Source organism: Streptomyces sp. NPDC031670 (genome assembly GCF_055580545.1).
The window spans coordinates 1-1,918 of the sequence record NZ_JBVILC010000060.1 but is presented as its reverse complement, the minus strand read 5'-3'; the positions used below and the strand labels follow the sequence as shown (position 1 = coordinate 1,918).

Sequence of the window (1,918 nt, the reverse complement as noted above, 5' to 3'; positions counted from 1 at the left end):
GCCGTGGGTGCGCCGCAGGGAGAAGTCGACGACCGGGTGACCGGCCGCCGCGAGCACGCAGCGCGCGGCCTTCGAAGCGATCATCGTCTGATGGCCGAGTAGGGCCCGCTGCTGATCGTCCGTGGGGGCCACCCGTGCGGTGACGGGCGGGATATGGTGCTGGGGCTGGCGGAGGGAACGGGCTCGGAGGTGGCGGAGTGCGCCTTTCAGGAGGCCGAGCGCGCCGCGAGGTGTGCGTGCTGCATGCTCCAAGCCGTCGGCACGCCAACGCCCCAGGCCTCGTCCGTGTTCGTGCGCGGCGGGAGCAAAGAACGCCTGGGGCGGCGGGTGGAGGCGGCGGCAGCGCTCCAGGTTCTTTCACGCCTGAGCGATGGGCATCCCGATGTCGTGGTGCGGACACCGGCATTCCGTACGTCCCCGCACAGGTGCTGGTGGCGGCGAGCAGGGAGGCCGTCGTGGTCGTGGTCGGTGCCCGCCGCCGTTCGATCCGGCCGGTGTACCAGGGCCCCGTCCCGCGTAGCCTGCTGCACCGCGCGCATTGCCGGGTGACCTTGGTCCCGCACGGCTGAGGCCGTTCAGCGCGACGGGCTGGGAACGGCCGTGAGACGGATTCCGGTGATCAGGTCGGGGTGGATGCGGACGGCGTAGTCCATGTGCTGTGTCCCCCACGGGCGCAGCAGCGTCCGGTAGCGGGCCAGCTCCTGTGCATCGGTGACCAGCCGGGCATAGCCGGTGACGGTCACGCTCCAGCCGAGGTGGGTGTCGGGGTCGATGTCGTCGACTTCGTAGGCGACGACCGCGCCCTGTTCTCCGGTCGGCCGTGTGTAGTGGGTCAGCGCCGCGTCACCGTGGGTGCGGATGACGATGTCGCCTTCAACCAGGGCGTGGTTGACCGGGCGGACGGTCGGCAGTGCGTGCCGGGTGAAGACGATCCGCCCCAGTGACACGGTGCCCAGGAGCCGCAGCGCCGTGTCGCTGTCCAGCTGGACGCTTTGGCGTCCTTGCGAGCCGTTTGTCAGGCCGTCAGAGCCAGTCATGGCAGTTTTCCGTAGAGGGTCGGGTCACTCGCTGTTTTCTGTTCGTCGTTCTCTGTCCGTCCGGGGGCGGGCCGATCCGGCCTCACCGCGTCGCGTGGGGAGCGGAACCGCGGGGGATCGGCGCCGCTCCTGTCATCAGTGTCGCCCGGGCCGCGCCGTGCGCGTAGGTGTCGAACGTCCCTGCCGGAGGGCCGGGTGTCCCTTGTGCGGTGGTGCAGAACCTCTTGGAGGATCTAGCGACTCTGGCACCACGCCATGGGCTTGGGCATGACGTTGCCCGCGAGAACGGGAACGGGCACGAACCCGCCCCCACGGGGTTCCACGGGTTGGTGGACGGTGGGTCGCACCTGCGGCGGAACTCGGATTCAGGCCTTCGGCCGCCGCGTATGGTGTGACCGGCGTCCGGCGCCCTGCCCGCGCCCAGCCTGCCGCCCGGGGTGCGCCTTTCACGGAGAGGTGGATGCCGGAGCCCTCGAAGCAGCCCTCACGGATCGGATAAGCAGCCGCGGTCCCCGCGGCCGTGTGGGGGTCCTGTGCGGTGCTGATCGACGAGAAGGAGTACCGCCGGCGGCTGGCGGTACTCCAGGGCCTCCTTGCGGCCCGGTGGGGGCTGGGGCGTGTTGCGAACGTGGCGCCGTCCGCCCGGAGGGCGGGCCCTGCGGCGTCCGGTGCGTGTGATCGCAAGGCGGAGGGTCGCCCTCGTACCGGGTGTACGTGGGCGATCCCGACAGCGCGGCGAGCGCGCGTGCCGGGCGTCGCGGGGCAGGCGGGACTTTCGCAACACGCCCTAGGTGTGTTGTCCCGGGACGTTGGTGACACGCGTGCTGGGTGCTTGAACGAGGTGAGGGCCTTCTGGCTCGGTGTGGATTGCGACATCTGCA

General features: G+C 70.8%; 1 protein-coding gene. It reads right to left on the bottom strand.

Annotated features, from left to right (window positions below; genetic code table 11):
• Window positions 1-575 precede the first annotated feature (575 nt).
• Window positions 576-1,037, bottom strand: coding sequence for a pyridoxamine 5'-phosphate oxidase family protein (locus ACZ5ID_RS36995; protein WP_468907196.1), 462 nt, complete (start codon window positions 1,035-1,037; stop codon window positions 576-578).
• Window positions 1,038-1,918: the final 881 nt, after the last annotated feature.

What these genes read in the sequence shown, in the direction of transcription:
- ACZ5ID_RS36995 (WP_468907196.1), bottom strand. Translation starts at nt 1,037, where the DNA reads ATGACTGGCTCTGACGGCCTGACAAACGGCTCGCAAGGACGCCAAAGC.